Source organism: bacterium (assembly GCA_021372515.1).
In the GTDB taxonomy this organism is placed as follows: domain Bacteria; phylum Gemmatimonadota; class Glassbacteria; order GWA2-58-10; family GWA2-58-10; genus JAJFUG01.
Genome location: JAJFUG010000122.1, coordinates 1 through 5,967, shown reverse-complemented (window position 1 = coordinate 5,967; position 5,967 = coordinate 1). Strand labels below are relative to the sequence as shown.

Here is a 5,967-nt window from a genome sequence, read left to right as displayed (position 1 = left end):
CGCGATCGCGAAGGCCGGCCGCAAGGCCTTTACGATCCGCCGGGCGGACCGGGACTTCAAGTACGGCGACCTGGTGCTCAAGCGGGAGTGGGACCCGGGCCTGAAGGCCTACACGGGCGAGGCGCTGGGCCCGGTGCCCATCACCTGCATCACCACCGGCTACGGGCTGCTGGACGGCTACGTGGTGCTGGGCCTGGGCTACGGCCTGCCCACCTTCACGCCCCAGCTGCTGAACCTGCAGGCCGAGGCCCACCGCCTCCGGGCGGATGCGCTGCGCTGGGGCCGGTTCGTCACCGCGCTGGCGGAGGCCCTGGGCGTGCCGGAGGTGGAGGGGTTCGGGACGGCCTCGGGCTACGCCGAGGACCACCTGCTGGCCGCGGCCCGGCAACTCGTAGCCCTAACCGGCCCCGAGGCCCGTGGGCGCCTGGTGAAGGCCCTGGACCTCACCCGCGAGGCCCGCGACCTGGTGCTGCTCGGCCACGCCCCCAAGGCCAAGGAGGCCATGGGCGAGGCCGCCGTGGCCCTGCTCCAGCTGGTGGAAGGGAGGGCGTAATGGGCTACTCTCCGACCGCCCGCGCCTTCTCAGCCCAAGCGCGGATGTCCTCCGACCAGAAATTCGTGAAGGCCTTGCACCGCGGGCACCTCGCACCTCCATCCGGAAGGCTGAAGGTCTGCGAGAAGCCCTGCTCGAAGGTGTGCCCGCACTTGCACAGCAAGCGCAGCACTCGCTCCTTGGTGTTGATTCCAGTCGGTTTCACATCCCTTTCCATGTGTTCCTCCTCGGCCTCATGGTGTCACCACCCCATGAAGCCGCGCCAAGCAGGGGTCTCCAATGGCTGAAAATTCCGCCATCGAGTGGTGCGACCATACGATCAATTTCTGGCACGGCTGTACGAAGGTGAGCCCGGCCTGCGCTCACTGCTACGCGGAAAGCCAGGACGCCCGATTCTACAAGCACCAGCCCATCGAGAACCATGAAGGCATGGTGGTTGGGGAAACGCCTGGGCATTGGGGCCCGCATGCCCCGCGCCTCCTCCGCGTGGATGCCGCCCGCCGGGAGGCCATGCGCTACGAGCGCCGCGCCGCGGCCGAGGGGCGCCGGTTCCGGGTGTTCACCAACTCCATGGCGGATTTTTTTGAGGATCGGCGGGACTTGGACGGCGCCCGCCTCGAGGCCCTGGACGTGATCCGGCAGACGCCCAACCTCGACTGGTTGATCCTCACCAAGCGGCCGGAAATGGTGAACAGGCTGGTCTGGAGAGCCATGGATGACCTCGCGGCCCAAGGCCATGGCGACTCCCCGCTGCTGCATTGGCTGCTTGCCTGGCACAAGGGCAACGCACCCGCCAACGTCTGGCTGGGGACCACCGTGGAGGACCAGGAGCGGGCGGACCAGCGGATCCTGGCCCTGCGCCAGGTGCCCGCCCGGGTCCGGTTCCTGTCTTGTGAGCCGATGCTGGGCCCGGTGGTGATCCCACAAGACACCCTCGATGGCCGGTGCTGCCTGACGCGGCCCGGGGCCATCCACTCGGGGATCGACTGCCCTGATTGCCCAGAGGTGACAGGGAAGCCGCTGCCAAGGATCCACTGGGTGATCTGCGGCGGGGAGTCCGGCCCCCACGCCCGCCCCATGCACCCGGACTGGGCCCGGAGCCTGCGGGACCAGTGCGCCGCGGCGGGGGTGCCCTTCCTCTTCAAGCAGTGGGGGGAGTGGGCACCCTACGTCAACGAGGCCCACTACACCCATGGCGGCGCCGAGCGACATGCCCATGCCTGGATCGAGCGAGACGGCACTGAGGGGGCGTGCTGGATCGTGGACGACGACGGCTCCTGGAGCAACTGGACAGGCGTCCCCACCGAGGACGCTGCCGTCATGGGGCGCCACGGCAAGAAGGCCGCCGGCCGCCTCCTGGACGGCGTGGAGCACCTCGCGTTCCCGGAGGTGGGCTGATGGCTCGTCCTGGCCTGACCCAGCACCCAAAGTTCCGGCGCCTGGCCCGGCTGCTGGAGAGCCCTCCGCTCGCCCTGGGCTGCCTGGAGCTGATGTGGGAGGTCTGCTACCAGAACGGCGAGCCCTACCTGGGCGACGTGGTGGACGTCGAGGCGGCGGCTCAGTGGCCCGGCACGCCCGGGGCACTGTGCCAGGCCCTACTCGATGCGGGCGGCCCTGGCCGCGCCGGATTCATCGAGGAGGCGCCCGACCGTCCCGGATGCTACCGATGCCACGACCTGTACGACCATGCGCCAGCCTACGTAGCCAAGCGCATGGTGCGAGAGGCCGCTCGGGTGGAGCGTGGGCAGACCCTCTCCGAACTCCGGGCCGAGGCCGGGCGGAAGGGTGGGAAGCAAACGGGAAGCAAACGTGAAGCAAACGGACGTTCACTTGCTTCCGAAACCTCGAAAACAGAAGCAAACGGCCAGCAGAATGCCCGCACTCCCGCACCCGCACCCGCACCCGCACCCGCTCCCGCTCCCGCTCCCGCTCCCGCACCCGCTCCCGCACCAACTCCCGCACCCGCTCCCGCACCCGCTCCCATAAAAGACTCTTGCACGGAGCCGGCCGCAGCCGACTCCACGCCGGTGGTGTTCAGGCTCCCGTGTGTGGGCCATGGGGCACCGGAGTGGACCATCACTGAGGGCCGCCTGGCGGAGTGGCGGGCTGCCTTTCCCGGGGTGGACGTGCTGGCGGAGGCTCGCAAGATGCTGCTCTGGCTTCAGGACCCGGCCAACACCCACCGCCGGAAGACCTTCAAGGGCATGGGGCGGTTCGCCATGGGCTGGCTCGAGCGGGCGCAGAACTCGGGGGGCACCAGGGCGAGCCCTCCTCGGGTGTCACCACTCCAGCCCCGCACCTCTCCCGCTCCCTCTTTCCGGAAGCTCCTCCGCGCAGGTGACGCATGACGCTCAGCTCCTTCCACCCCCGCACCCGTGAGCTGCTCGCGGCGGCCGGCCTGGCCCCGGCCGAGCTAGCCGCCCTGGACCACGCGCCGCGCCACGCTGCGCCACCCTTCGGCCGGCAGGGGTTCGGCCTGGTGGGCAAGTCTGGAACCGGAAAGACCTGGGCCCTGGTCCATCTGCTGGCCGGCAAGGTGGAGTCCATCGTCCGATCCCAACCAGACCCCGCCCGGGCCCGATTGATCTGGGTCGATGGTGCATTGGCCCGTGACCGGCGCATCGCCTGGGTGAACTGGCACGACGAGGCGGACCTGCTCATTCGGAACCGATTCGAAAAGGCTTGGACGGAGCAGCGCGTCAGCTGGTGGGAGGAGGTGCCGCTGCTGGTGCTCGATGACCTGGGCCGTGAGCGGGCGGAGGGCCGGAACTGCCCGGCCCGCGCGGTGCTCAACCGGGTGCTGGATTACCGCTACCGGCACCAGAGGGCGCTGCTCTGGACGAGCAACCTGGACACCCAGCCGGCGCTGGAGGCCTTCTACGGCGAGGCCCTCACCAGCCGCCTGCTGGGCACCTGGCCACCCGCCGAAGCCGAGGGCCAGGACATGCGGCTCTTCCCCTTGGACCTCAAGGCCGCCGCAGGGGGTGAGCGGTGAGCCAGGATCTGAACCCGAATCCGAACTGGCGAGCCTGGGAGGCCCTCTCCGACGTGCCGTACTTGATCCGGGCCACGGGCCTGCGCCATGCGGCGCTGGTGGAGACGGACCGTGCGGCCATGGATGCCATCCAGGTGGGGATCCAGGGCACCCTCCTCCGTCTGATCCGTCACGAGCAGGCCCGCCTGGCGGTGGCCGGCATCCGGTCTGAACTGCCCGAAGTGCCCCTGGTGGCGGCCGAGCGGGCCGCCGGCCTCATCACCTGCCTCAGCCAGCACACCGTGCACAACCTCGTCAGCCAGCGGAGGACTCCATGATCCAGATCAGCGTCAGTTCGGACGTCAACCGCCTCACCCGCTGGCTCAGCTCGGCCGAGCGGGACCAACTGCCCTACGCCACAGCCCTGGCGCTGACCCGGAGCGCCCAGGCGGCCCAGGCCCGCGTGAAGGAAGAGATCCCGCGGGCCTTCGACCGTCCCAACCCGCTGACCAAGCGGTCGGTCCGCATCATGATGACCCGCAAGGGCGAGACGGTGGCCAAGGTCTACCTCCAGGACGAGGCCGCCAAGGGCACGCCGCCCGTCCGGTACCTCTTCGCGGAGGTGGAGGGCGGCCAGCGCAACGAGACCCGATTCGAGCGGGCCCTGCGGTTCGCCGGACTGCTCCCGGCCGGCATGGCCGTGGTGCCGGGCAAGGGCGCACCCCTGGACGCCTACGGCAACGTGCGGAACGGCGTGGCCACGGCCGTACTCAGCCAGGTGCAGGCCAATGCCCATTCCGGGGTGAACGAAAACGAGACCAAGGGCTCGAAGAAGCGGGCCGGCGCAAAGCGGGCGCGGTACTTCATGGGGCGGCCCGGTGGTGGGCGTCTCCCACTGGGGATCTACCAGCGCCTGGCGCACGGGGTGAAGCCGATCTACATCGTGGTACAGCAGCGCCCCTCCTACCACCCGCGCCTTCGGTTCTACGAGCTGGTCGAGGCGGTGATCCAAGCGAAGTTCGCCGGGCTCTTCAAGGAGGCGCTGGCCCAGGCGATGCGGACGGCCAAATGAATATAATAATAATCCCAATCCCACGGAGGCCTTATGGCCCTTGTCGTACAACCAGAACTCCGAGAGCAAATGGATCGAGCAATGACGGCATGTGCGAACGCGTTCCGGGATTTCGCGGGACACGTTTCACGCGCCTTGAATTCAAAACAAGGCAAGAAGCTCCTAAAGTTGGTGAATATCTCAACTCCGAAAAGGCTTTCGCGGAAGAAAAGGAAAGCACTAAAAATGGAACTCCGAAGGAGAGCGTAGACCCAATTGGAGGTCCGCGATGACCGAGGCCCGCAGCTACCGGGCCGGCCCGGTGACGATGATCCCCCTGGCCGAGCGCTGGCACTTCCGCTTCCGGCTGGGCGGCGTCCGGACCCAGCGCACCACGCGCGAGCCGCTCCGGAACCGCGCCAAGGCCGAGCAGGTGGCCCTGGATGCCTATGAGACGGCCAAGCGCAGGGCGCGAGGCGAGGAACCGGAGCCGACCCTCCGCCGGGCCGTGGACCTGTGGGTCGCGGCGCATGCGCTCCGCAAGAGCCCCAGCCACATCGAGAACGTGGAGCGGTTCGGGCGCCTGCATCTTGGCGAGCTCGCCGACCTGAAGCTCACCCAGCTCAGCACGGCCCGGGTGGAGGAGCAGCTCAACGCCTTCCTGGCTTGGCACGCGAAGTCCTACGGCAACCAGTGGCTCACCTACCTCCGGATGGTCTGCAAATGGGCGGTCCGCCGCCGGATGATCCGTGCCGTGCCCTTCGACGTGCCTGAGACGCGCCTCAAGCGAAGGCCCAAGCCGCTGCTCCCCACGGCTCGGGTGATGGAGTTCCTGGCCAAGGTGGACCGCCTGACGCTGGGGGATCCATCGCTGGCCCTGGTGGTGCGCCTGCAGCTGGGCATGGGGCTTCGGCCGAGCGAGGCGCGTCTGGCGCGGTGGGAGTGGGTGGACTTCGAGCGGGCCACCTACACGCCGGGCGACACCAAGGGCGGCGAGGCCACACCGCGCCCGCTGCCGCCCTGGCTGGTTGAGCACCTGGTGCCCATTGCCCAGCCGTTGGGGTGGATGGTGGCCACGCGCCGCGGGATTCCAGTCACCCCGTCGCGGCTGGGCTACCTGCTGACCCGTGCCTGTGAGGCCCTGGGCCTGCCACGCCTAACGCCCCACCGCCTGCGCCACACCTACGCCACCTGGCTGGCCGAGTGCGGAACGCCCATCCAGGACATCCAGCACATCCTGGGGCACAAGGACATCAACACGACGATCCGTTATCTAGGTGTTGACTTGTCACGGGTTCAACGTGCGCAGCTCCGCATCGCCGAGCGCACCGGCCTGGCCGGGCGAGGAAGTGGCGAGCAGCCAGGCGCCCAACCGCACGGAGGCTCGAA

At 68.9% G+C, this 5,967-nt stretch carries 6 protein-coding genes; all 6 read left to right on the top strand.

Going from position 1 to position 5,967, the window contains the following annotated elements; translation table 11 throughout:
- Positions 1-553, top strand: a 553-nt coding sequence (locus tag LLH00_12210; protein ID MCE5272030.1) for a DUF3850 domain-containing protein, incomplete at its 5' end; no start/stop codon positions are given.
- A 279-nt stretch (positions 554-832) separates the two neighbouring features.
- Positions 833-1,951, top strand: coding sequence for a phage Gp37/Gp68 family protein (locus LLH00_12205; GenBank protein ID MCE5272029.1), 1,119 nt, complete (start codon positions 833-835; stop codon positions 1,949-1,951).
- Between the two features lie 946 nt (positions 1,952-2,897).
- A complete protein-coding gene (locus tag LLH00_12200) occupies positions 2,898-3,548 on the top strand; it encodes a hypothetical protein (GenBank protein ID MCE5272028.1) in 651 nt (216 codons plus the stop codon).
- Positions 3,549-3,601: 53 nt separating this feature from the next.
- On the top strand, positions 3,602-3,865 hold the full coding sequence (locus tag LLH00_12195; GenBank protein ID MCE5272027.1) for a hypothetical protein: 264 nt from the start codon (positions 3,602-3,604) through the stop codon (positions 3,863-3,865).
- Positions 3,862-4,599 (top strand): hypothetical protein, encoded by a 738-nt coding sequence (locus LLH00_12190; protein MCE5272026.1) that lies wholly within the window; start codon positions 3,862-3,864, stop codon positions 4,597-4,599. The genes LLH00_12195 and LLH00_12190 overlap by 4 nt, the downstream gene beginning before the upstream one ends.
- Positions 4,600-4,867: 268 nt before the next feature.
- The coding region (locus LLH00_12185; GenBank protein ID MCE5272025.1) for a site-specific integrase at positions 4,868-5,967 on the top strand (1,100 nt) is incomplete at its 3' end.

Coding starts and splice junctions, on each gene's coding strand:
- LLH00_12205 (MCE5272029.1), top strand. CDS start 833: ATGGCTGAAAATTCCGCCATCGAGTGGTGCGACCATACGATCAATTTC.
- LLH00_12200 (MCE5272028.1), top strand. CDS start 2,898: ATGACGCTCAGCTCCTTCCACCCCCGCACCCGTGAGCTGCTCGCGGCG.
- LLH00_12190 (MCE5272026.1), top strand. CDS start 3,862: ATGATCCAGATCAGCGTCAGTTCGGACGTCAACCGCCTCACCCGCTGG.